General features: G+C 31.8%; 27 protein-coding genes. 26 read left to right on the top strand and 1 reads right to left on the bottom strand.

What is annotated here, in order from left to right:
• Nucleotides 1–76: 76 nt before the first annotated feature.
• The 21 genes from bsdtb5_RS10965 to bsdtb5_RS10865 all read left to right on the top strand — a co-directional run bounded on the left by bsdtb5_RS10965 (nucleotide 77) and on the right by bsdtb5_RS10865 (nucleotide 17748).
• On the top strand, nucleotides 77–643 hold the full coding sequence (locus bsdtb5_RS10965) for a nitroreductase family protein (RefSeq protein ID WP_271712024.1): 567 nt from the start codon (nucleotides 77–79) through the stop codon (nucleotides 641–643).
• Between the two features lie 24 nt (nucleotides 644–667).
• A complete protein-coding gene (locus bsdtb5_RS10960) occupies nucleotides 668–1369 on the top strand; it encodes an HAD family hydrolase (protein ID WP_271712023.1) in 702 nt (233 codons plus the stop codon).
• A 701-nt stretch (nucleotides 1370–2070) separates the two neighbouring features.
• Complete coding sequence (locus bsdtb5_RS10955; protein WP_271712022.1) at nucleotides 2071–2466, top strand: hypothetical protein; 396 nt, start codon at nucleotides 2071–2073, stop codon at nucleotides 2464–2466.
• Nucleotides 2467–2502: 36 nt separating this feature from the next.
• The gene (locus tag bsdtb5_RS21790) at nucleotides 2503–4017 is read left to right on the top strand and encodes a hypothetical protein (protein WP_330611597.1); all 1515 of its coding nucleotides are present in this window, start codon (nucleotides 2503–2505) and stop codon (nucleotides 4015–4017) included.
• Between the two features lie 33 nt (nucleotides 4018–4050).
• On the top strand, nucleotides 4051–4800 hold the full coding sequence (locus tag bsdtb5_RS10945) for a Cof-type HAD-IIB family hydrolase (RefSeq protein ID WP_271712021.1): 750 nt from the start codon (nucleotides 4051–4053) through the stop codon (nucleotides 4798–4800).
• Between the two features lie 70 nt (nucleotides 4801–4870).
• On the top strand, nucleotides 4871–5176 hold the full coding sequence (locus bsdtb5_RS10940) for a hypothetical protein (RefSeq protein WP_271712020.1): 306 nt from the start codon (nucleotides 4871–4873) through the stop codon (nucleotides 5174–5176).
• 171 nt (nucleotides 5177–5347) lie between these two features.
• Nucleotides 5348–7360: a hypothetical protein gene (locus bsdtb5_RS10935; RefSeq protein WP_271712019.1), complete on the top strand. Its 2013-nt coding sequence runs from the start codon at nucleotides 5348–5350 to the stop codon at nucleotides 7358–7360.
• 123 nt (nucleotides 7361–7483) lie between these two features.
• The gene (locus tag bsdtb5_RS10930) at nucleotides 7484–7729 is read left to right on the top strand and encodes a DUF1871 family protein (RefSeq protein ID WP_271712018.1); all 246 of its coding nucleotides are present in this window, start codon (nucleotides 7484–7486) and stop codon (nucleotides 7727–7729) included.
• An 865-nt stretch (nucleotides 7730–8594) separates the two neighbouring features.
• Nucleotides 8595–9065 (top strand): NUDIX domain-containing protein, encoded by a 471-nt coding sequence (locus bsdtb5_RS10925; protein ID WP_271712017.1) that lies wholly within the window; start codon nucleotides 8595–8597, stop codon nucleotides 9063–9065.
• 99 nt (nucleotides 9066–9164) lie between these two features.
• Nucleotides 9165–9920 (top strand): nucleotidyltransferase domain-containing protein, encoded by a 756-nt coding sequence (locus bsdtb5_RS10920; RefSeq protein WP_271712016.1) that lies wholly within the window; start codon nucleotides 9165–9167, stop codon nucleotides 9918–9920.
• A gap of 102 nt (nucleotides 9921–10022) precedes the next feature.
• Entirely contained in the window at nucleotides 10023–10451 is a 429-nt protein-coding gene (locus bsdtb5_RS10915; protein ID WP_271712015.1) for a GNAT family N-acetyltransferase, read from the top strand.
• Nucleotides 10452–10631: 180 nt separating this feature from the next.
• Nucleotides 10632–11057, top strand: a complete 426-nt coding sequence (locus tag bsdtb5_RS10910; RefSeq protein ID WP_271712014.1) for a GNAT family N-acetyltransferase — start codon at nucleotides 10632–10634, stop codon at nucleotides 11055–11057.
• A gap of 166 nt (nucleotides 11058–11223) precedes the next feature.
• Complete coding sequence (locus tag bsdtb5_RS10905) at nucleotides 11224–11829, top strand: class I SAM-dependent methyltransferase (RefSeq protein ID WP_271712013.1); 606 nt, start codon at nucleotides 11224–11226, stop codon at nucleotides 11827–11829.
• Nucleotides 11830–12266: 437 nt separating this feature from the next.
• Entirely contained in the window at nucleotides 12267–12749 is a 483-nt protein-coding gene (locus bsdtb5_RS10900) for a cysteine hydrolase family protein (RefSeq protein ID WP_271712012.1), read from the top strand.
• Nucleotides 12750–12905: 156 nt separating this feature from the next.
• A complete protein-coding gene (locus bsdtb5_RS10895) occupies nucleotides 12906–13700 on the top strand; it encodes a M28 family peptidase (RefSeq protein WP_271712011.1) in 795 nt (264 codons plus the stop codon).
• Nucleotides 13701–13799: 99 nt separating this feature from the next.
• The gene (locus bsdtb5_RS10890; protein WP_271712010.1) at nucleotides 13800–14111 is read left to right on the top strand and encodes a PEP/pyruvate-binding domain-containing protein; all 312 of its coding nucleotides are present in this window, start codon (nucleotides 13800–13802) and stop codon (nucleotides 14109–14111) included.
• A 40-nt stretch (nucleotides 14112–14151) separates the two neighbouring features.
• The gene (locus bsdtb5_RS10885) at nucleotides 14152–15051 is read left to right on the top strand and encodes a PEP-utilizing enzyme (RefSeq protein WP_271712009.1); all 900 of its coding nucleotides are present in this window, start codon (nucleotides 14152–14154) and stop codon (nucleotides 15049–15051) included.
• A 221-nt stretch (nucleotides 15052–15272) separates the two neighbouring features.
• Nucleotides 15273–15614, top strand: a complete 342-nt coding sequence (locus tag bsdtb5_RS10880) for a GNAT family N-acetyltransferase (RefSeq protein WP_271712008.1) — start codon at nucleotides 15273–15275, stop codon at nucleotides 15612–15614.
• A 64-nt stretch (nucleotides 15615–15678) separates the two neighbouring features.
• Nucleotides 15679–16455 (top strand): hypothetical protein, encoded by a 777-nt coding sequence (locus bsdtb5_RS10875; protein ID WP_271712007.1) that lies wholly within the window; start codon nucleotides 15679–15681, stop codon nucleotides 16453–16455.
• Between the two features lie 141 nt (nucleotides 16456–16596).
• Nucleotides 16597–17091, top strand: a complete 495-nt coding sequence (locus bsdtb5_RS10870) for a GNAT family N-acetyltransferase (protein WP_271712006.1) — start codon at nucleotides 16597–16599, stop codon at nucleotides 17089–17091.
• A 42-nt stretch (nucleotides 17092–17133) separates the two neighbouring features.
• Nucleotides 17134–17748 (top strand): hypothetical protein, encoded by a 615-nt coding sequence (locus bsdtb5_RS10865; RefSeq protein WP_271712005.1) that lies wholly within the window; start codon nucleotides 17134–17136, stop codon nucleotides 17746–17748.
• A 316-nt stretch (nucleotides 17749–18064) separates the two neighbouring features.
• Here bsdtb5_RS10865 and ltrA read toward each other — a convergent pair whose 3' ends face one another.
• Complete coding sequence (ltrA, locus tag bsdtb5_RS10860; protein ID WP_271712004.1) at nucleotides 18065–19483, bottom strand: group II intron reverse transcriptase/maturase; 1419 nt, start codon at nucleotides 19481–19483, stop codon at nucleotides 18065–18067.
• Between the two features lie 573 nt (nucleotides 19484–20056).
• Between ltrA and bsdtb5_RS10855 the strand changes: the two genes are divergently transcribed.
• From bsdtb5_RS10855 to bsdtb5_RS10835, 5 genes are all read left to right on the top strand, one after another.
• On the top strand, nucleotides 20057–22219 hold the full coding sequence (locus tag bsdtb5_RS10855; protein ID WP_271712003.1) for a HelD family protein: 2163 nt from the start codon (nucleotides 20057–20059) through the stop codon (nucleotides 22217–22219).
• Between the two features lie 88 nt (nucleotides 22220–22307).
• Entirely contained in the window at nucleotides 22308–22736 is a 429-nt protein-coding gene (locus bsdtb5_RS10850) for a GNAT family N-acetyltransferase (protein WP_271712002.1), read from the top strand.
• A 279-nt stretch (nucleotides 22737–23015) separates the two neighbouring features.
• A complete protein-coding gene (locus bsdtb5_RS10845) occupies nucleotides 23016–23837 on the top strand; it encodes an MBL fold metallo-hydrolase (RefSeq protein WP_271712001.1) in 822 nt (273 codons plus the stop codon).
• A gap of 47 nt (nucleotides 23838–23884) precedes the next feature.
• A complete protein-coding gene (locus bsdtb5_RS10840; RefSeq protein WP_271712000.1) occupies nucleotides 23885–24730 on the top strand; it encodes an MBL fold metallo-hydrolase in 846 nt (281 codons plus the stop codon).
• 75 nt (nucleotides 24731–24805) lie between these two features.
• A complete protein-coding gene (locus bsdtb5_RS10835) occupies nucleotides 24806–25420 on the top strand; it encodes a nucleoside/nucleotide kinase family protein (RefSeq protein WP_271711999.1) in 615 nt (204 codons plus the stop codon).
• Nucleotides 25421–25427 lie beyond the last annotated feature (7 nt).

The following is a 25427-nucleotide window of genomic DNA, read 5'->3' as shown; positions in this document are numbered from 1 at the left end:
TGAGCAGTTAGTGATATTCGATTATTTGAGTGCCTTTTAAAGATGGAACGAAAAGGTAAAAGGAGTGAATTTAATAATGGAAACCTTAGATGCTATATACAATCGAAGAAGTATTAGAGATTATACAGATGAGGCTGTAACAGACGCAGATATACAAATTCTCCTCAATGCAGCTTTTTCGGCACCCACAGCAGTGAATGCACAACCGTGGGAATTTGTTGTAATAAATGAAAAAGAAATATTGGATAATATCAGAAATAAGATGGTTTTTGCTAGATACAATGCACCGCTTGGAATTGTCATTTGTGGAAATATGAAATACGCCCTAAAGGGACAGGATAAAGATCTGTGGATATGTGATTGCAGTGCTGCTATTGAAAATATGTTGCTAGCTGCAACAGATATAGGGCTTGGAAGCGTATGGATTGGTATCTATCCAATACAATCCAGAATGACTACGATGCAGAAGTTGATTAATCTGCCAGAACATGTAAAGCCTTTGGGAATGGTGTATTTTGGACACGGTACCTACCAAGAACCTGGACGCTCCAGATATAATGAGAAGGCAGTATATTGGCAGAAATACGATCCCGATAGAAAACATAGAACCAAAGATAAACCTGTAGTTGGACATTATAATTGATTGCTTGCGTAAAAGGAGACATACATGCAGAACATTATTCTTTTCGATTTATACGATACCGTATTAAAAGATAAATCTTTTGAATTCGAAAGAGGTTTGAAATATTTACATACGCATTTCCAACAAAAATGTACATATGAGGAGTTTAATCAATATTCAATAACTCTATTGCCTCTATATGAGGAGAGAAAAATAACGAATAATGAAATAGCTTTTATACGTGATACATTTCCAATGTATTGCAAAGAATTTGAAGTTAATCCTCAAGTAGATCTAGAAAAGCTTGATTATCAGATTATGAATGAAATGCAGGAGGAGTATTTAGAAGATGAAACAAGAATTAGTTTAGAAAAGTTATATGCACAAGGAGTGAAGATGTATATACTTTCAAATAGTATTTTTCTTTCTTCTTCTAATAAACGCTTATTAAATGATTTCGGAATAGAAAAATATTTTATTGATTTATATTCAAGTGCAGACTTCGGAAAAAGAAAACCTGATTCGAGTTTTTTTGAATATGCTATATCTAAAATACTGCAAGAAAACGAGCTATGTTCTAAGAATGATATCTTTTATGTTGGTAATGACTATCAGACCGATGTTATTGGTTCTAAGAATGTTGGATTGAAAACGATTTGGTACAATGAGAAGAAACAGGTTGATAGCAATAACTTGAACGTGTGTAGTATAGCTGAATTTAGCGATATTTTAAAGGTAATAAAATGATACAGTCAAGAATTAGTTGTTGGATAATTTGATTAAAGCGATACTATTTGATTTTGATTGAGTATTGACTATAGATAAAACAGGTTTACCATTGATTAGAGTGGGGCTATTCTTTGAGGAGTAAAATTAAGAGACTACAAGGGGAGATAATATGGGTAAAAAGAAAAGAGAGCATATAGTTTTTGATCAGATGTTAAAACAAAAGAAGAGTATACCGATTAACCAATTTAATGTTAAAACAAAGGGATTAAAGGATAAAAAGAAATAAAGTATTTAAGTATACAAAGCCAATAATAGAGAGGATACGACAATGATTATATATCGAGATCTACGTTTAGATGATATTAACCTAGAACTCTTTTCTAATTTTCAATGAAAACAAAATGGCAGCAAATGTTATAGAAATGAAAATGGCGAGTGGATGATCAAGGATGTCGTTTTTGTTGATGATTGGACGGAAGAAGATTATCAAGTATTGATTCAATATTTGAAAAATACCATTCAAAAAATGATTAGTAATAGGTTGTATTTCCATTCAAAGCTATGTACAGACAAGAAGTCTTTTCTGTAGAAACTTCAATGAGTTACTTGATAAACATTATTTATAAAGAAACTTTCCTGAAATTATATAGGGACTTTGTTGAGAACTATGCTCGAAATCAGTAAGAAGTATACTAGAAAATCTAAAGGAGAGTTGATTGATGAAGGTAATAAAACATAATATAATCTTTTTAGCATTACTAATTTTAACTTTATTTTTTATTAAAATTGAATTTTTCCCATTTGGATATGTGAAAGAAGAGGCATTACCCAATACAAGTATTTATTACTATAAGGTAGATACTAAAATAAAAAATAAAAATGATTTTATTAATTACCTTAAAGCAAATAATAAAAAATATGAATTAGGAAGTTTTATGAACAATAAAAATAAAGTAAATTGGAAAAAGGTTTTAAAATCAACGCATATATATTTTATAGGATGGAAAAAAGTCTATTCCATACATTATAGAACTCTTGAGCTACAGTGTAATGGTTATAAACTTGATATGACAAGTGATGGATACATAAAAGACTATAGATCTGCCGGAAAGTAAAAAGAAATTAAATAACCTTTGATTTGGGGGATTAATATGATCAAACATAATATCGAATTAGAAAGTTTGTTACCAAAAGGAAATGTAATCTGTGAGTGCAAGGATCATCTGCTATATATGAAGACAAATCGATCTTTACCAACAAGCCGCTTTGACGTGGAACATCTGTCGATTAATTCATATGTATATTTACCGAATCGATACAAAGTACCTTTCCGTATTGATATGACAGTGAAGATCGATGCACCAGGATTGTACGTACTCATAGGAAATGGACATGTGAACATTGGCACTTGTTGGTCGGACAACAGACGTATGGATGATATTGTTGATCCAGCTAGAAAGACAATGTTCTTTCATAATCATATTAATATGAATGAGTTCACTGAGGTGTCATTGCTATATGATTATAAAGAAATGCAGATTCTGATAAATGGTGAAGAGAGATATTATTCCAAAAAGGAAAGATACATGAAATCTTCGGTATTTCCTGAAATGAACGAGGAAGGATTCGAATTAAAAATAGCTTGTGATAAACAAGTAAATCTATGTATCAAAGAACTTTCTATTACGGAGTATGAAGATACTTGTGGCATATTACATACTGGTGAATTACCAGCTGCAATTACGAGAAATGAGGCAATTGCTCCGGATGAAAAACCGACCTTTGAGAAATGTATCTCACTTTTACCTGAACAGATTCAGCAAGAAATCTTGAAAACCGATGAATATCTTAAGTCACTGAAGTTATTGAAATTCAAAAGGCAGATAGAGAAACATGGAAATAAAATAACTTATGTCTCTTCGGAGTATGGATTTTCTTATGCCATCTATTTAAGTAATGATATTTTTGATCATTCTCTTCAATGGTATCTCATAACAAGCGGTAAACCAGAGACATGGCATCGAAAAGACGATAGGATGGAAGAGATGCTAAACAGATATGATAACATATCGAGGAAATTTGCTGAGCGCATGTTCTATAATTTGGAAGACTGTGTTGGATGTTACGGTAATGGTTGTCTGGCAAGAACCCTTTACCGATATCATGATAAGCAAAAAGCAGTCTGTCACGGTAAATTAAAATTCGATATGAGCATATCTGGTTTTGAAGATGTTCGTGCTTTTATTGAAGAGATATATCGCCTAGTGCAAGAAACCGTACATGCGGAAATAAAGGATCAGTTTGATTCTGAATTCTGTAATGTCAGATATATACCAAAAGATAATAATGTATTGCTGGTATGGAAAAAATTCTGTTGTTATGAGGATTATAGAAAGCCAACATTATTTGCGGTAGAACTTCTTAAGAAGTATTCAAATAGTAACTTTGTTGTTGATGCAAGAAATGGATTTGAAGATGCAAAAGAAGATGTTGAGTGGGGATTCTCTGTACTGCTACCAGCTATGTCACAGACTGATTGCCAATCCGTAACTTTCATATTAAACGAAGTGAATGATATTGAGGATGAAATGGACATGTGGACGAAAGAATTCATGAAATATTTCACGGTAAAAAAGGTAGCAAATTATGAAGAGGTGTTTGAGTAAATAGTTATATAAACAGAGAAAGGAGTATTCTGTATGAAACTTGTAATTTTTGATTTGGATGATACTTTGTTGAATTCTAAAGAAGTGGTTTCAGAAAGAAATAAACAGGCTATTCTAAAATGTAGTCAAAAAGGAATGAAAATAGGATATATTACAGTGCGTTCACCACGTAAAATGAAAACATTTCTTCAAGGACTTCCATGTGATTGTATTGCTAACTATAATGGAGCAATAATCTATGCTGATAATAAATTAATTAAGGAAAATGTAATTAAATATGAAAATGCAATTAACTACATCAATAAGGTGACTGAGATTGCTCCTGGTATTGGTATCTGCGCCTATTTTGAACCATATTGTTATAAGAATAATACAATAATAAGTTATATTACACAAGAAATATTAGAATACAACTTATATTCAATACCTCAACATAACTTTCAACGAATACGTTTATTTTTCAATGAGTATGAGAATATTGATTTTTCAAAGTACATAACTAACGAAATGCAATATCAAAAGTCTAATGATATGGCTACAATTACAAATAAACATGCAGATAAAGGAATAGCACTTGAATCGTTGATTCATTATTTGGGTATTAAAAAAGAAGAAACCATATCATTTGGAGATAATTTAGCAGATATTCCTATGCTGAAAGCAAGCGGAATAGGTGTGGCCATGGGAAATGCAGTTTCACAGGTAAAAGATATCGCAGATTATATAACCGTGTCAAACGATGAAGATGGTGTTGCAAAATACATAGAAACGTATTTACTATAAATAATATTTATGATGGCTAATAATATATTAACTGAGAAATTGAATTTATTTTTTTAAAATAGGAGTAATAATGGAGAAGAGAAAAGTTGTCACATTATGTGGCTCAGTAAGGTTTTGGAATAAAATACAAGAAATGTCTGAACGACTGGAATTAGAAAATGAATATGTGGTAATAGGAATTATACCACATGTTATGGATAGGAATTTGACAGAATCTGAAAAAGATATATTAGGTGAATTACATAGAATAAAAATCGATTTATCAGATGCAATTTTTGTTGTAAATGTTAATGGGTATATTGGCGAAAGTGTAAAAAAAGAAATAGAATATGCTAAAGAAAAAGGAAAAGAAATCATTTATTTAGAAAATAACTGATTAAACTACTTCTAATTAATTAAGATGTTGTAACTTTCTATTATATTTATGATAAAGAGAAATTCGCTAAAATAAGTATACATTATAGAGAGTTAATATATAGTTGTAAAACTATATATTAATGAAATATTATATTTTTACGTGACTATTCGACAAATGAGGAGAAGTAAAGTGAGATTCAAAAATATAAAAAGTAGTAATAGTAAATATCACCTAAATATATATATTCGAGAAAATCGATTAATCAATCGAATATTTAAGTTAACAATGAGCATTTTGTTAATTATATTCTTGACTAGTAATTTTAAGTTAATGTTATATAAAAATGTAAACGCTGAAAAAAATGTTTGGGATGGTAGTATAGCAACCAGTTTTGCGAAAGGCGATGGAAGTGATAATAATCCATATGAGATTTCAAATGGCTCCCAATTAGCGCTTGCAGCAAAATATATAAATGATAATGTTTCAAATTATGCATGTGCTCACTATATATTAACAAATAATATTTATTTAAATTATACAAATAACTGGAAGGAATGGGATAAAATTGAACCAAAGAATACATGGATATCTATTGGTGGAAAAACAAGGTTTAGTGGTGTTTTTGATGGTAATGGTTTTGTAATTTATGGATTATATAATAAAGTTCAAAAAGTAGGAAAAAATTATAAACATGGATTATTCAAAAATATCTATAATGCATCTATTATGAACTTAGGTGTTGAGAAAAGTTTCATAATTGGTTCAAAAAATAATGACGCCTATGGTATCGTTGATTTTTTATGGTATGGTGTTATTCAAAATTGTCACTTCTCAGGGCAGTTAATAGGAGAACACTGTTCTGTATCAGGTATCACGATATTAAATAAGTGTGGAATAGTTAAAAACTGTTACAATGAAGGTACAATTATTACTGGCAATTCTTGCAGGGGTGGTGGAATAGCAGGCAGTAATACTGGGACAATTGATAATTGCTATAATAAAGCAAAAATATCAACGAAAAGTAAAGGATTTGCTATTGGAGGTATAGTTGGAATGAATGGTGTTGATTCTATCAGTGATAAGACTATGAAATTTAAAAATAGCAAATTGGGTGTAGTAAAAAATTGTATAAACAGAGGAAATATTTCATGTGTTAAGGCATCAAGCATTGGTGGTATTGTTGGTGTAAATAACAACGATGGTACAATAAAAAACTGTATAAATTATAATAAAATAACTATGAAATCCAATTGTAGTGTAATCGGCGGTATTATTGGTGATACTGCTGACGGTAATGTATTAAATAGTGAAAATAAAGGAGCAATAAATTGTGGTAATAAGTGTGTATACATCGGAGGTGTTTCTGGAACAATTGGATCAGGCAGTATTTATATGTGTAAAAACTCTGGAACCTTAAAGATTGACGATAAATGCCAAGATATCGGTGGTATTTGTGGAGGCCCAGGAGATTTTAATTATAGTGTATCAAATAAAATATATAATAACTGTAATAGTGGTAAAATTACGTGCGGAAAATCGTGTGATGATATTGGAGGAATAGCTGGAGAGTTTAATGGAACATCCTATAACTGTAGTAACAAAGGAAATATCAATGTTGCTAAAGATAGTGAGTTTATAGGTGGAATAATTGGGAATACCTTAAAAGCACACATCTACAATTGTGCGAATCAAGGAGATGTCGTAACTTATAATAGTAGTGATATAGGTGGCATCGTTGGTTTTTTTGGAGCACTTGCTATTATAAATGATCAGAATCCAAATGTTATAGCTAAACTTGATAATTGTTATAATATAGGGGTTGTTGGTGGAAAAGGTTCCTGTAATGTCGGAGGTATTGCTGGTGAAAGTTATGCCAGAAGTTCAAATTCTTATAATACTGGGATGATATCAGGTAAATTCTTAGTCGGTGGAATTGTTGGAAGAGGAACGTTAGGGGATAACAATACACCTTCCTACTGTTATTATTTGATGGGGTGCACGAGGATGATAAATCCAATGTATAATGATACTCCGAATAAATTGGGTACTGTAATGAGTAAAAAACTGATGAAATCAAATGTATTAAAAAAGAAATTAAATAGTTGGGTCCAAAAACATAATGTTAAAAAGTATAGTTCATGGAGCCAGGGTTCAAAAAATGATGGATATCCTTATTTAAAATTAATTATTAAGATTAATTAAAGAAGGTGCAGCAGTTGTTACTTAAGAGGGCAAACTGGTAACAACATATTCGCCAGCATACTTTGACGAGAATATGACAAACATAGTTAATCAACTTTATGGAAAGTAAACGGGTGTAATTTAATGAAAGGAAAAGTAAATGATATTATAAATAATTGGGACCCTATAGATTTATTTCCATATTCACCAAAGGATGAATATGAAATAGAAGTAAATCTTATTGTTAATCTATCAAATGAAACTAGAAATACTGAACTTTTGGCAAATAAAATAAAGCATATTTTTTCAAAAAGATTTGGCGAAGATGTTTTTTTAAAAAGTTATGAGGAATGTTTGGAAATAGCAAAAAAGATTGTAATTAGTAACTAATATAATCTGTATTATAGTATAAATGCGGTTATCTTTTGATAGCCGTTTTTCAGTATTGTGACATATACGTTTTTCTTCTGAAAGTAAGGGAAATGACTAGATTTCTAAGCGAGGTAACCCTATATTGTATGGTGTCTTTTATTTTCTCACGGTAAGATGGTAGAGAATTTTAAGGAAAGTGGCATATCTAGAAATCCAGTCTTCTACGAATACTTCTATAGAAAGATAGCAGAAAGTATAACTAAACAGGAGGTATTAATCTGCATTATGAGAAGATTAGTTATATTATCAATGGTATGCTGATAAATCACACAGAATACCCGTATGCCATAACTACCCAAAGACCATGCAATGTGATATACTTTAAGAAAGATTTGGAAAAATAACAAAACACTAGCAATCAAAATATTTTTAATAAATGGGAAGAGTTGAAGAGGATAAAAGTTTGTAGATAGTATTAAGCTAAGGGAATGAGTAGATGAAATACTAGTGTCCATGTAGTGAATTAACTTTTGATGAAAACCAAAAGGCACCTACGATATTTGTGAGTGTGTTTCTGGGAAGATGACCCGGTTCAGTTTGACGATGAAACTTATGAAGGTGGTGCTATCATATTAGTTTATTGCAAGCAAAATGTAACTTTGTATAATAGGTGATTGGTGAGAGTAGAATGCTTTCTCATGTAAGAAAGCCAAACAAGGATGAATTGTCTGGAATTTATTAACTATTCAAACTCAAGATTAAAGAAACTGAACTTTCTATAATATTAATTAGGATAAAGCATCCATTAGAAGATGAAAAGTTCGTAATTGTTAGGATTTCAAATCAGGGTTTATTATATAACATGGGGAAAGAGGATATTAATATGTTAGAAAAGACATTTGGACAAAAAGAACCATCTAAAAAATATACTGAACGTGTTGGGGCATATGGTGTTGGATTTGATAAAAATGGTAAAATACCAGTAGCAATGACGCATCTTTACAACGGTAAGGAAGGATATTTTTTACTTGGTGGAGGAATTGAAAATGATGAAACACATAGCAGATGTATAGAACGAGAATGTTTGGAAGAAGCAGGGCTTAAAGTTATGCCACTAAACTTTGTTTGTAAGGGTGATTATTTTCATTTCATTGAGCAAACTAATACTTTTTTTCATGGAATAGGTTATTTTTATTATATGGAAATCGATAAAGTTATAGCTAATCCTACTGAACCCGACCATCATCTTGTTTGGCTAACTATGGATGAAGTAAAAGAAAAACTATTTTTACCTCATCAAATATGGGCAGTTGAAGAAATATATAAAGCATTCGTAAAAAAAGCATTATCCTAACTTAATTAGTTCATAATTTTTAGAAATAGCGAACTAAAACTCACTTCACACTATATTTTTTATTACATAGACAGTCAGAAATCTATCGGAGGAATAATAATGATAACAGAAAAAGATATCACAGAAACACTGAAAAATGAGTTAGAACCGCTTAATTACATATATGCATTTTGGATAGAGGGTTCGTTTGCTATGGGCTATGCTGATGAGTATTCAGATATCGACTACTGGATCGATGTTGATGATGATCATCAAAAAGATGCTTTGGAACATGTTGAAATAGCGTTAAGAAATTTAGGTGAAATAGATGGAAGAGACGAAAATGGAAATGGTAATCCAAAGCTTGGACAGATTGTATATCATATAAAGGATTCAAGCCCGTATTTGGTATTGGATTTTAATTGGCAGCTCCACTCAAGAGATAGAAAAGAATATCATTACATTAAGAATGATATCGTAGAAGGAGCATCTGTCATATTCGATAAAGACGATGTTGTACGATTCGAAGAAGCAGATGATCAGGAAATCATCAATAATAAAGAAAACTGTAAAAAGGAATGTGATTACAGATATAGTCAGCATATTCGAGTAAGAAAATATATTAACAGAGGAGCTTTCGCAGAATGTTATGCATATTACAATAAGTATGTTATAGAGCCACTTGTTATGTTATTGAGATTAAAGTATACCCCACTATATCCATACCATTATTTACTACATATATCAATGCATATGCCATGCGCGATAGTTGAGCGGTTGGAAAAATTAATGCAAGTGAAATCACTGAATGATATTGAAAATAGAATGCGAGAAGCAGAAGAATGGTATCACGAGTTGCATGAAGAACTTTATTGACGTATATTTAACTTCACATTATATTTATGATGAATTCAGAAATTATATATAAACAAGCTAAAAAAAGCAACAGAGAAATTTGAATTTTTAAGGAGATATGTTGTGATTAGAAAATTACAAGAAACAGATATAGATAGAATAGCGGAAATTTGGCTGAATACCAATATGAAAGCCCACAATTTTATTTCCTCAAAATACTGGGAAGATAATTTTGAAAGAGTGAAAGAGATATTTCCAAAAGCAGAAGTATATGTTTATGAAGATGAAAACAAAGGTAAAATACAAGGTTTTATAGGAATGAGTGATAATTATATCGAGGGTATTTTTGTATGGAGTGATGCACAATCTTGTGGTATTGGTAAACAGTTGCTAGACTTTGTTAAGACCATCAAAAAGCAATTAACCTTGAGTGTATATCAAAAAAATATACGAGCAGTAAGATTCTACAAGAGCTCAAATTTCAATGTTCAATGTGAAAAGATGGATGAAAATACAGGAGAAAAAGAATATGTAATGGTATGGGAACAGTAATATCGATTGTTACCTAAAGAATTTGATGGACATAATCGATGGAGATATTCCTTATGCTTATGTAACTTATACAAAGAGATAGAATCTGATTTTTTGGAAAGCTGTGATGGCTCATTATATTTATGAAAGTTACTAAAATAGAAAATGATACAGAAAAGTTTAATTTATCAAGGTGATTTTATGAATGAAATAGGAATTGAGATAAGAGATAGTTTAAATGTTGATGAATACAATAATCTAAGAAAACAAGTTGGATGGGAACCTAAAAATCCAATCATTGTAGAAAAAGCTATAAAAAATAGCACTATTGTAAAAAAAGCTATATATGATAATTGTGCAGTTGGAATGGCTAGAGCAATTGGAGATGGCATGTCATATCTTTTAGTTGATGTAGTGGTAAATTCAAAATATCAGAAAAAAGGAATAGGAAAAAAGCTTGTAAATTCTATAATAGATGAGATAAAAGAAAATACAATTGCTGGAGAATATAGTACCATTAACTTGATATCGATAAAAGGTATGGAAAAATTTTATGAAAGTTGCGGATTTGAAGCCGTACCCTTTGGATATAATGGGAACGGTATGAGAATAAAAATTGAAAAATAATGATTCGCGTCGTAACAGATATAATAGGAAGAAATATAATGCTATTCATTTATTTAATAAATTACTTTGTTTATAATTATAGTGATTCGCTGTTGTAACAATTGTGAATTAATTTATAGATTCTGTTATGTTGTGACAAATTGAATTAGAACGAGGTGAAAAGGACATGGAAAAAAAGACGGAGCAATCTCGAATAACATATAACAAGATGGCTTTAGAATATAATTCATCGCCAGAGGGGAGTTATACAAGAGCTCATAAAGCTGAGCTGATAAAAAAAGTCCTTGTTAAAAATGGAGATACTATCTTGGACGTTGCATGTGGCAATGGTTATCTGCTTGCAGAACTTTCTAAAAAAGCAAAAGTAAATGCTATTGGTGTTGATATTTCAGAAAACATGATTGCAGTTGCAAAGAAACGTTATCCCGATAGTACATTTTTAGCACAGCCTTGTTTTCCACTCAACTTTGATAACATGAGCATAAATGTAATAACTGTGTCCTGTGCATTTCATCATTTTGAACAGCCTCAAGGATTTGCAGATGAATGTATGAGGATTTTGAAAAATGATGGTGTTATATACATGGCTGAACCATATTTTCCTCCCCTTATACGGTGGATTGCCAATATGGCCGTATTCCCATTCACTCATAATGGAGATGTCAGAGTTTACAGTTCAAAAGAATTAAGCATTTTTTTTAAAACAGCAGGTTTTACTAAGATACAAACTTACATAAAAGACAGCATATTATATTTTGAAGCCAGAAAATAATAGTGAAACATATGTGGATGATAAGGCAGAAATACACTTTAGACGTGCTAAAAAAGCTCTTTTAAAGTATAGCAATTATAAAAAAATCATTGTTGTGACACATGGCATTGTTATACGACGATTTTCTTTTGAACCCAATATACCATTTTGTGGAATATTAGAGATTGATTTTGATGAATCTTTTAAATGTACAGAATTTCAAGCCTATTAAAAGTAGCTATTAAGCATAATCTGCAGTTCGTATAACTCGCATTATTTAGAAATTTAGAATTAATCCAACTTCCCATTTTTTTATGAAGCAAAGCTTAGTACATAGAGACATTTGGAATTGAAGTATATCAACGTCGATAAAAAGCATGTATTTATGAGTTTTGAATGTATAGGAAAGTCAAAAGTTGAATGATTACTGACAATTAAAAACAAAGGAGAATTATTAGATGAAAGCATTATTGGTGATAGATATGCAGGAGGATTATATTGGGGATATAAGAAATAAAAAGCGATTTCCGTATAAATCTGATATATTACTTCCACGTATTAATCAGAGAATTTCTGAATTTACTAAGGAAGGAAACCTAGTTATCTATATCGTTAACCGGTTTTTTTATCAAAGAAGGGGATACAAACCAGAACTTGTTAAAGGGCTAAATATTGTAGAAGCTTCACCGGTTTTTATTAAAAATAGAGCAAACTCTTTTTCTAATCCTAAGTTACTTCAGTATTTGCAGGAAAAAAATATAAACGAAGTAGAATTAGTCGGGGTGGATGGAAACTATTGTGTTGCAGCGACGGCACTAGACGCGAAGAAAAATGGATTAGTAGTTAAATTTAATCATCAATGTATAGGTGTGGCGAATATAACTAAATTCAAGAAAATACTAACACGACTTGAGAATGACGGAATTACGATCACTGATTGATTTGATGGCAGCTTATTATACAAGAACGAACAAAGTCCAAGTTAACGAGTTACAGTAACTTCCAATATATTTATTAAATCATGTATGTATTAGAAGATAGGTAATACGCAATTGTTTAAAACAGCCAACTAAAATGATTAATAGGAGTTTATAATTATGATGAATTATGTTGAACGTATAGCAATGAGTAATAAAGAAGAAAGATTTAGAAATATATTAAAATTATTAGAAGAAAGTCAATTACCATATGAAGTATATCATAATAAGTATGGAAACCATTGGGTAAACAATATTATTGTCCCAATTAATCGAAAAAACAGTGATAAAAGGTTTGTACTATCGGCACATTATGATAATTTAGATGGAAGTACAGCTTCGAATGACAATGCTTCTGGCGTTGCTATATTAATAAAATTAGCGCAGTTTATGCAAAAAATAACGTTGAAAAATTGCTATGATATTGTATTTTTTGACAGGGAAGAATATGAAGACAGAGGAAGTGAACAGTATATTGAACATATAGGAAAAGAAAATATTTTGGGTGTTATTAATATGGATACATGTGGATTCGGTGATACAATTATACTTGGTCCAGAAATGAATTTATCTAAGAAAGTTTTTGAATTTATTACTAAGAAAACATTAGAACAGCATCCTTTACAGTTAATTAAGAGAACACCTGGATCTGATGATAGAAGTTTTGAAAACGAAAATATTCCAAATTTATCAATAGGAATTGTTCCAGAAGAAGATATCTCATCAATATTGACTATAATAGATTGTGAAATTGACGGTAGAGACCCTTTATCAATAATCGGATTAAACCCACCAACATTTGTTGAAACTACTCATAATGGAATAAAAGATAATATAAAATATGTTTCTGATTCTGCCATGCAAATAGCATATAAATTTTTAAAGAATTTGATAGAATTGCAAAATATCAACTAGTAATCTAAGAAAATCTCTTATACTAGATCTCTTATACTAGATTTATCAGATATGTTTAATATCATTTAAAACTTAATTTATCTAACGGAGGATGAAATATTGATTAAACAATTAGAAAAATTATCAAAAGCAGATATACCTTTTTATGGTAGCAAGGCAGCGAATCTCGGCGAATTATTGAATGCGGGAATATTAGTTCCACAGGGATTTGCCTTATCCTTTGAGTTTTTTATGGAATATTTGGTGTATAATAATATACATTATTTACATCAGGATTATTTTGCATTTGGACCAGAAATAAAAGAAAAGATTTTGAAAGGCAGTTTCTCTCCTGAAATGGAAGAGCATTTAATGTTATACTATCATAAGTTAAACAAAAGTACTAAAAATACTACTTTTGTTTTTACCTGAAATACTATTATTGATTCAATCTTTGAATCCCTTTGTAGGCATGAAACTAACATATGAAACAGCACTTGAGTTTTTAGAATTATCAATTGAGTATCTAAAATTTACTAAAGTTGTACTAGAGAGACCGGATTATGCTATCGGACAAGTTCGTAGCTTATTATTTATTGATGAGACTATATTTTTTGAAACTCAAAAAAATACATTACAAAGCAAAAATAAAATAGAAATGATAGTTAAAGATAGACTTACTTCTGATGAATATACTGTGTTTAAAAAGAAACTTATACTGGCTGAGAAGTCATTTATCACAAATGATAATCACAACTACTATATGGAACGAATGTATCGCGGATACATAAGATTGGCTACTGTAGCGATTGGACAACTTTTATGCTCAGAAGGGTTATTACAGAATACTGATGATATTTATTACATGTATATAGACGAAATTAAAATGGTTTTGAAAGACAGAACTTTCGATAAAACAGTAATTAATGATAGAAAAGAACAATATATGAAACAGAAGAAGCTTTTAGCTCCTGAAATGATAGGTCAATTGTTACCGGAGTATGATATGTCCAATAATATACATTCTGACTGCAGTGATTCATCAAAAGTAGAAGCAGTCAAAGGCGTTTCTGGCTTAAAAAAGCGTGTACGAGGAAAAGTATATGTGGGAATGCCCGAAGTTCTTGAAGAGGATAGTATCCTTGTTTTACCACATAGCCACTGTGGTGACATATTACCATTACTAAGTAAAGTGAAAGGATTAATATTCAATTGGGGTTCTCCTTATGATCATCCAGGAATTATCGCTCGAGAAATGAATATTCCAGCAATTTATAAGACAAATAATGCTATGGATATACTGAAGACAGGTGATGAGATTGAACTAGATGGTTATACTGGGGTGGTTACTGTTTTAAAAAGGTTAGATTGAAGATAAGAATTAGTTGTTAAATATTCTATTTTATCTCACATTAGAGTCCGAAATAAATAGTAATCTGATTTGTATAGCAGTCTTTTAATAAACCACCTGCTATTAGGTTTTTACTCGCATTGATAACTTCTAATTTAAGGAGGAAATATGAAGTGAGTTATTTAATAATAAGCAAAGGAATTTTTGAAAGGTTATTTATATAATCGAAATGTCGGAGATTTTTGATAGAAACAAAACGTCTTATAATTAGAGAAATGGTGCAGTCCGATTATGATGCATTGTGCAAAATATTGTGTGATGAGGAAGTAATGCGTACTTCTTATGAAAGTGCATTCAGCTTAGAAGAAGCACAAAATTGGCTTAACAGACATCTTAAAAGATATGAAGAGTATGGTTTTGGACTTTGGGCTGTTGTTTTAAAAGAAACAAACGAAATGATTGGTCAATGTGGTTTGATAATGCAGAACTGGAGAGAAAAAGAAATTTTGGAAATAGGATATTTGTTTCAAAAAGCATATTGGCACAAAGGTTACGCAACAGATCAAGCATTCATTAGAAGATAAAAGTTCGAAATTGTTACCAATTGCGAAGCTGAAAATTTATATTATATGTTGAGGGAGTATCACATTGAAAAAACGTACTATCTTATTTGGGATTGTGTTTATATTTATAATGCTACAATGTTTTCTGACGAATGCATACGCAAGTGGAAAAGCAGATTACCAAGTATATATTAAGTATTATAAAAGAAATTCAATTATTGTAGAGTTTCCTCAAATCAGAGGGTTATCAAACTCTAAAAAGCAAAAAGAAATTAATTATCTTCTTGAGCATGAAGTTTTTGAATACATTACGGATTGGTTCAATTTTTGGGATGAAAAAAATCTAAAAGTTAGTGATATTTTGAAGACGATTTCAAACACGAAAGATCAAACATTAGAGTTTAATTGTCATTCAAGCTTTTCTAATAATCATTTATTGAGCATTAGATACGCTGTATATGCATATAGTAAAGGTGCAGCACATCCAAATACTTGGGGATATTCATATACTATTGACCTGGATAGGTTAAAAGTTTTGAAATTAAATGATCTAATAAAATTAGATGAGTCCATACTTAACTATAAAGGAAATGTCATCTTTGATAGAGATACCTACTCAAAGCCCGAAAAGGGCACTTATAAGCTAATAGATGTATTGAACTATAATGGTCTGTATACCAATAAAGAAGTACTAAATGGGATAATAAACGAAAACATTTGCTGGTATATAACAAAGTCAAAAGGAGTATCGTTCTTTTTTAATGCTCAAAATCATGATGAAGAGTTCGTGATTAGCTTTCAAGACATAAAAAAACTTATTAATACACCGTACCTAAAAATCTTAACTTTTCAGGCGAAATAAGAATTATCATCATTTCTTTAGAAATTACGAATTAATACATATTTCCCATTATATTCATTATTACATAGGTAACTTTGAAATGAACATTATGAATAAACAACAGTGGGATACAAATTAGAAATTAGAACCAGGGGGATATTTATGAACATTAATATTGAGCCTATATTGATTGAACAAAAATCTGTCTTCATTCAAATGATGGAACTATACAATTATGACTTCTCGGAGTTTTCTGAGGATGATATAAATGAATATGGATACTTTGGCTATCCACGTATTGATGATTATTGGAATGAGGAAGGAAGATATCCTTTCTTTATCAGAGTTGATTGTAAACTTGCTGGATTGGTTTTGGTGCGGTCTTGTTGTGAACATAATGATTTACCAAACCCTCACAATATAGCGGAGTTTTTTGTAATGAAAAAATATCGAAAAATGGGAGTAGGTAAAGAAGTTTCAATGAAAATTTTTGACATGTTTCCAGGAGGATGGGAGATATCTCAGTGGACTAATAATTTGCCAGCTCAGAGGTTTTGGTGCAAGGTTGTTGCTGAGTATACAAACGGAAAATATAATACATTTAGTTCACTGGATAAAAATGAGGTAGGATTTACATTTGACAATTCACGTCAATAACATTTATAGGAAAAATGAATATAGAGGAGACAAGTGCAAACAATGAAAAAGACATCATTAATTTATTGGATTGGTGGATCAACTTGCGCAGGAAAGACATCAATTTCAAATATACTCGCAGCTAAATATGGTTTTACAGTTTATCATTGTGATGATTATTTAGGGAAACATATCGATCAATCTGATGCCCAAAAACATCCAAATTTAAATAAAAAAGTAAGTTTCAATGATATACTTAGCATGAAAGTAAAAGAATATCTAAAGTGGAATGTAGATGTATTCTGTGAAGAATTTGAAATGATTTTAGAAGATTTAGATAAGCTGGATGATGGTAAGCCTATTCTGGTAGAAGGTATCAACTTGCTTCCAAAACTTATTAGAGATCAGATAACAGATGATGACCATGCGGTATGGTTAGTAGCAAATGAAATGTTTTATAAAAAACATCAAATGAATAGAAATGAAATGTTCGAAAGAATTAAAGAATGTTCAAATCCTGAACAGGCATTACATAATTATATGAGTGATGATTTAGCATTTGGCAAATACATACTTAATGATGTCAAAAGGCTTGATATGAAGGTAATGGAAGTAGGAGATGAAAGTGACATTACGAAATATGTTGATGTCATTTCCTCATACTTTAACTTACTTTGATAGGATAGATGATATATATTCAATAGCATCAGGATTATGGGTTACTAAAATAATATATAAGGAAAATTAATTGAATGCAATGATAATGTTAAAGCAGATATACTATTGGAAGATATCTATCATTCATTATGTATTGAACAATATAACTTAATATAAATACATAAAATTTAGAAAATATACTTTATATAATAGACTGATATATCTTAATAAAATTATTTAAAGATATGATGAACTTAAATCGGGTAGGAGGTAGATAATTAATTTATCTACCGACCTCCCACACCACCGTACGTACCGTTCGGTATACGGCGGTTCTTTAGTTTTCACATATTTTCAAGTAAAACTCAGAGAATGTGGGATAACCCCATTCTCTGAGTTTTTCATTATTCAAGGCAAACTGTACCATTCTATTGTTGCTACAGTTCCATATTCCTTGGCGCATATTTGCGTGCCATTTTATAAAGGCTTCGTTCATACCTAGTTCCTTTAGTTTTCGATATTTCGTTTTTGTCTTCTTCCATTGTTTCCAATAGATTGCTCTTATTCTATGGCGTAACCATTTATCTATCTCCACTAGCATTTTATTCATATCTGCTAATCCAAAGTAGTTTATCCACCCTCTAATAAACTGTGTCAATTTCAGTGCTCGATATTCATTTCCCCATCCATTATGTCTGTCAGTAAGCTCTCTGATTTTATTCTTCATCTTAACTACTGATTTTGGGTGTATTCGAAATCTGCATTTTCCCTTGTATCTATAGAAGCTATATCCAAGGTATTTGACTTTGCTTATATGTGCCACACACGTCTTTGAGTGATTTACTTTTAGGAATAGTTTTCCCTCAATGTATGACACTATGTTGTTCAAGGTTCTTTCTGCACTTTTCTTACTTTTGCAGAAAATCATACAATCATCTGCATAGCGAACAAACCTATGTCCTCTGTTTTCCAGTTCCTTATCCAACTCGTTCAGCATTATGTTACTTAGAAGAGGACTCAATGGTCCGCCTTGTGGCATACCAACTTCTGTCTTTTCGAACATCCCTTTGCTAATAACACCAGCATTAAGATATTTGTGGATAAGCGATATTACTCTCCCATCCTTGACAGTTCGTGATAGAACTTCTATGAGTTTGCTTTGACACACTGTGTCAAAGAACTTTTCCAAATCCATATCTACCACATATACATAGCCATCGTTGACATTCGTTTGGCATTGTTTCAGTGCATCGTGTGCACCCCTGTTTGGTCGAAAACCAAAACTGTTTCCAGAAAACTGTTTCTCGAAGATTGGAGAAAGTACCTGTGTAATCGCTTGTTGAAATACTCTGTCAACTACTGTTGGTACTCCCAGTTTTCTAAACTCGCCTTTTGTTTCTTTGGGTATTTCCACCCTACGGACTGGGGTTGGTTTGTATTTTCCATCTTTTATCTGTTGGATAAGTTGCCTTTGGTTATCTCTCAGAAAGCCTAGAAGTTCATCCACGCTCATTCCATCAATACCGCCTGCTCCTTTGTTTGATTTCACTTTCTTGAAAGCCTTGTTAAGGTTATCTTTGTGTAAAATCTGTTCCATTAGATTGTCCGTCTGAAAATCTGTGATGATGTCGTTGTTTTCAGCAATCCTTTGATGGGCAAACACTTCTGCATACTCTTTCTGTTCCGCAGATACCGTTTGCAGATAGTCCTCTCTATGAAGTTGTCTGTTCTTAAATCCATCTTTGGTTACATTCATTTACTCACATCTCCTAAAGTTCAGTCCTTCCTACTATGTTTGCAACCACAGTAGTACTATGACCTCTGCTGACTTCTCGCCATTCGTTGTTACTACAGATTTCATACTCTGTTTCCATCTGCTGACGAGACCTCCCTAGGTACCACACGTTTCTTTCTCTCCATCCATCTGCCACATTTACCACAGTTAATTCCGAGTAGTTATAGGACTTCGGTTTGAGTAGCAACCTTATCCTTAACTGTAGCCTGATGTGATTTCTATTCGTCAGACCAGAGATTTGCCTCCACCTTCCTTCGGATTCCACCTCACGATGGACACCCTTGGTTTTGGCTGTATCCTTCCCACTACTAGGGCGGATTAGGGACTTTCACCCATTAGAAACGTGCGCCGCTAGGCGCACTACCACAAAAAAGGTAATTATACATCCGTACAATCACCTTTCTTTACATCTTAATTATATCATAAATACTCCTTAACAACAAGACTGTTATCCAGGCCAGAATTCTGCTAGAGTTTAGTTACCGGTTTTGGAGTAATAATCCTGCCGATTCTAAATAAGGAGTGATTTTCGTAATGGAATATAATCAAACAGAGGTAATGTTCGAACAAAACAGGTTAGAAAAAACAATGTCTATAGCGAAAAAGCAACTGGATCAAGCAAGACAGAAGAATGAAGTTAATAAAGAAGCAATTCTTACGGCTAAAAAAGAGTTACGTGAGAATACGTCTCACTCGATAGCTAATCTTTGGTCGTCCGACGCCTTTGAAGCCCTTGCAGAATTAAACCAATATGCGAACCCCGTTACAGAAAAAATCGCAGATTATGAAGAGGTAGAAAACAAAATCGCGGTACTTCAGAATATCATAAAGTCCCCCTATTATGCTCGAATTGACTTTCGATTTGATGGGGAGGATAGCTTTGAACCTATATATATTGGACGATCTTCTTTAGTCAAGAACAATACTTATGAAATGGATGTCTATGACTGGAGATCACCCATAGCAAGTGTCTTCTACCGTTTTGTAACAGGGCAAGCCTATTATGATGCACCAAGTGGTCGTATTACGGGAGAAGTGAATCTGAAACGTCAGTATGAGATTAACAACAGTACCTTAGAATATTTTTTTGATGCAGATGTGCAGATAGTAGATGAGTTCTTAAGAAAATTATTATCCCAGAATACATCGACGAAGATGAAGACAATCGTAGAAACCATTCAGAAAGAACAAGATATCGTCATAAGAGATATGGAAAATGATCTAATGATGGTGCAAGGAGTAGCAGGAAGTGGTAAAACCTCGATTGCTCTTCATAGAGCTGCATATCTTATGTATCAAGGTCTCTCATCAAAACTATCAGCCAATAATATCATTATTATATCACCTAACACATTATTTGAACAATACATCTCAAATGTATTACCAGAGCTTGGTGAAGAGAATGTTGTCTCGGTGGTATTTGAAGATATGGTTAAGAAGATATTAAAAAAGGAATCCATAGAGTCCAGAAATCAATTTTTAGAAAATTTAATTATAAATCCGAGTTACCGTAACATGATGAAAAGTAGTATTGAATATAAAACATCGTTTCAATTTATAGATATACTCGATCAATTTATAGCTGATATACCTGAGAGATGGATCCAGTTTGTGGATGTCTATGTTAATGATGAGTGTATTGTCAAAAAAGAGTTATTAAAAGAGAAAATTACAGGAAGAAAAGACACTCTTCTAAGTCTTAGATTAAAGCAGTTAGAGGAATATATCTTTGAACAAATAAATGAATCAAAGAAAACTACAATCAGTAAATCAGAAAAGGCTATGATAAAACAAGATATTCAGAAATTCACCGAGATTAATGTATTAGAACTTTATAAAAAGTTATTTACTGATGCAGAATATTTATCTAGTTTAGCAAAAGATAATAAGCTTCCGCATAACATAAAGGAAATTATGGAGTATACAAATGATAATTTAAAATCGAATTATTTACATTATGATGATGCAATCGTTTTAGCTTATCTCAGTATAAAAATATACGGAACCAATGAATATAAACACATCAAACAAGTAGTAATTGACGAAGCACAAGATTATTATCCACTCCAATATGAGATCTTCCATTTAATATTTACTAATTCAAAATATACAATATTGGGAGATATGAACCAAACCCTTGAAAAGAAAGAAGATATAACCCTTTACGAGCAAATTCAAAAAATATTAGCGAAGAAAAAATCCTCCCTAGTTGTTATGGATAAAAGTTTTCGTTGCACAAATGAAATTCTAAATTATAGCTTGAAATTCATCAATCAAAGCCCTGATATAAAGAGTTTCAACCGAAAAGGAGAGGAACCAAAGGTCTACGTAGCTCCTAATCAGTTATCACTTAAGGAGATGATTATTAATAAGATTCAGTCTTGCCAAGAGTTCGGGTACAGATCAATAGGATTAATCTGTAAAAGTGAAAAAAATGCTAAGGCCTTGTATGAGGCCCTAAAAGATAGCATTAGTCTAGAATTAATAAAGAATGAAAGTACTGCTGATTTAGAAGGCGTGTTTATCATACCAGTTTATATGTCAAAAGGGTTGGAATTCGATGCAGTTTTACTATGTGATGCCGACGCAACGAATTATCATAGTCAAGATGATAAAAATCTATTATACATTGCATGTACAAGGGCACTTCATAGTCTAGACTTGTTCTGTGAGGGAGAGGTTAGTCCGTTGTTGTAGACGGTTATATATAATTGGTTTAGTTTTTTAGGATATCTAATTTAAGAATCTAGAATTAGGTAGCTTAGTTATTTGTAAAGGAGAAAAAATGATAATTGAACAATTAAAAGATAATATTGATATAATTAAGCCACTCATTGACAACTATAAGAATTCAATTCATGAGGATAAGCTAACCGCTGTGCAGCTTGAATCTTTGTCAGTGGCAATCTCACTCGAAGATATTGTTTTCTTTGTTGCAAAGATAGAAGATACAGCCGTAGCTATGTGCTCTGTCACAAGAACCTTTTCAACTTTTAGCTGTAGCTACAGCGGTGTCTTTGAGGATTTCTACATAATACCTGAATACCGTAAGAAGGGTTTGGCGAAGAAAATGACTACTTATATATTCGACTATTGCAAACAAAATAGTATTTCTTCCTTGTGGGTGGGCTGCGCAGATTGTGATGTTGAAATGTATAAGCATCTAGGATTTGAAATACCACTGGGTAATCTACGAACTTGGAGTGTTGATTAGTCAAGCATGATATTTAACATCACATTTAAGAAATGTTGTTTATAGGTTTTAATTTTGCCCTATTTATACCAATCAGATTATTGGTTTGTCGGCTACTAATGATAAAACTAAGATATAAGGGACCAGAAACAACTTGATATATATTGAAATATCTTAAAAAGAACTTGAAAAAAAGACAGGTGAAATAATGAAAGTATTTTTAAAATTACATCCGAAAAATGCATTAACCTCTGTACAACAATAAAATAAAATATAAATTGTACAGAGGAGTGCATAGAAATGAATAGACGAAATAAACCAGTGGTTACAAAGGAAACTATCATGGGAATGGAGGATATGTCATATTTTATCCATGCCATGATTTTTGATGATTTACTAATAATTGCGCAAAAGGAAACAAATTGTTTTGTACTGAAGACGAAGGATGGATTAATCGTTATAGATGCTATATGGCCTGCCAAAGAGGCTTTTGAAGCAATAGAAAATGCGATTATAGATGTAGGATGGAATCCTGATACCATTAGAAAACTAATTATAACGCATGGACATGTGGATCATACAGGATGCGGAAAGTGGTTTGTAGAGAAATACCATGTAGATACCTATCTATCTAGGATTGATGATATAGTTTGGCGTGAACACCCAGTAAAACCCGATAGACCGGAAACATGGAAGGATTATAATATTGATCACTATATACAGGATGGAGATACCATCACATTGGGTGATAAAGTCATATATGTTTATAGTACACCGGGGCATACACAAGGAGGTTTAAGTTATATATTTCCAGTAACAGAGAGTGAAGAGATTCATATGGCAGCTTTATGGGGTGGTTCGACACCACCGTGGACAGAAGATGGAGTGAAGCAATACCTAGAGTCATTAGATTACTTCATGAAGGAAGCAAAGAGTAAAAGGGTAGATGTAGCTTTAACGAACCATACAGCTATTGATAATGGACTAGAACGTATCGCATACTCTAAAATGAGAATGTCATATATGCCAAATATATATATCCTTGGATGGGAAGGGTTTCAAAGATTTTGTGAGGTATTTCGAACTATGAGTTATGTTGTGTTAGAGAGAGTATCGAAATAGATATTTTGCATAAATAAAAAAATAAAGTTTGCAATCGGGAGGAACCTATGAATAGTCGGGAATATTTTCAACATGAGCAAATTGAAAAAGGGTTAATCAGAATTATTGGTATGGGTAATGAGCTAAGTTATTTGATTATTGGCAGTAAGAAAGCTGCACTAGTTGATACGGGAGCTGGTGTTGGGAACATACGAGAATATGTGGAAAGCTTAACAGATCTTCCTATCATCGTAATTTTAACTCACGCTCACATAGACCATTCTGCAGGAAGTTTTTATTTCAATCAGGTTTACATGACTGCAGAAGACGCTAAGCTTTTGGATATGGAGTTTAACAATAGTCAATGCAACGAGATGAAGAATATAATTATACAGTTTGTTAATGCAACAAATCCTCAGATAGAAGAGTTAACTATGGAGGAGATAGTAACCCCATACAAAAGAAAGTTTGAGTTACTATCTGATGGAGATGTATTTGACATTGGTGATATATCATTAGAAATTATTGCTTGTCCTGGACATACCAAAGGAAGTGTGATGATTTTAATCAAAGAACTACGTATCATGATATTTGGTGATTCCTGTAATCCTAATGTATGGTTACATCTTCCCGAGTCAACCAGCGTATTAGAATACAGACATTCCTTATTAAGGATAAAATCAAGAGAAGTAGAATACGACCGTGTTTTATTATCTCATTTCCCCAGAGATATTAATAAGGTGATACTAGATGAGATCATTGACGTGTGTGAGGAAGTTATGGATGGAAAGTGTGATGAGATTCCATATGAGTGTGATGAATGTTATAATGCCTATATTGCAAAAAAACAAAGTGGAGAGGATTATAATATTCAAGCAGATGGGATCGTTGGTAATATAATTTATAAAAAATAGTAGATGAAGGGAAAAGTGATTATGGATATTTGGATGTTATCAACTAATAGATAATAAAATTAGGAGGATTATTAGTTGAGAAATATATATTTTATTGGTGGTTCACCATGCAGCGGTAAAAGTACAATGGCAGAAATAATTGCTCAAAAATTTAATTTACATTATTTCAAGGTAGATGATTATATCGATGAATATACTGTAAAGGGAGCAGCTAGTGGTAAGTCAATTTGTATGAAACTTAAAAATATGACACCAGAACAGATATGGATGAGAGATCCAAAGAATCAAAGTATGGAAGAAATACAGTTCTATCAAGAAATATTTGAATTTATAATAGAGGATATTAACAATATTACATATCAAAATGGAATTATTACAGAAGGGGCAGCGTTTCTTCCGTGCATAATGAAGAATCGTGACATTGATCAAAAGCATTATATTAACATAACTCCTTCACCAGAATTTCAAATCTCCCATTTTAGGGAAAGACCTTTCGTTCCATATGTACTTGAAGGTTGTAGTGATAAAGAAAAAGCATTTATGAAGTGGATGGATAGAGATATTCTTTTTGCAAAAGCTGTAAGAGAACAAGCAATGGAAATGGGATATATAACAATTCTGAATGATGGAACTACTTCTATTGAAGAAATGTTTAAAAGTATCTGTATGCATTTTGATCTGGTAGATTAGTATAGGA

The sequence above is a fragment of the Anaeromicropila herbilytica genome (assembly GCF_016591975.1).
In the GTDB taxonomy this organism is placed as follows: Bacteria; Bacillota; Clostridia; order Lachnospirales; family Lachnospiraceae; genus Anaeromicropila; species Anaeromicropila herbilytica.
This window is presented reverse-complemented; position numbering and strand designations above follow the sequence as displayed.